Below are 378 nucleotides of genomic sequence, written 5' to 3'. Positions count from 1 at the left end.
GGCTGGCTAATGTATTTCTTTACCGTCGCTGCCAGCGTGCTGAAGGACTTTGCTAAAAACGACAAACAACTGGATGGTGATATCGGCTTTACGGGCGTGCTGCATACCCATAATCGGCGACGCGACTACCATCCGCATCTTCACTTCATCATTCCCGCAGGAAGCTTCAACAAAGCCAAACAACAGTGGCGCAAGCGCAAAGGTAAATACCTGTTCAACAGTTTTAACCTCGCCAAAGTATGGCGAGCACGCTTGCTTGAGCAATTGGCAGGCAAGCTCAACATCAAGCTGCCAGAACACCTATCCCAAAGAAGTGGGTGGTTGACTGCCAACATGTTGGCAAAGGCTTACCTGCGCTAAAGTACTTATCACGCTATC

1 pseudogene is annotated in these 378 nt (G+C 49.5%); it reads left to right on the top strand.

Annotation, left to right across the window (positions count from 1 at the left end):
* A pseudogene (locus AB4238_RS11150) lies at positions 1-378 on the top strand (transposase); the annotation flags it as partial.

Source organism: Shewanella sp. 10N.286.45.A1 (assembly GCF_041470405.1).
Lineage (GTDB): Bacteria > Pseudomonadota > Gammaproteobacteria > Enterobacterales > Shewanellaceae > Shewanella.
The sequence above is the reverse complement of the archived record's forward strand: the minus strand, read 5'-3'. Positions and strand labels throughout refer to the sequence as shown.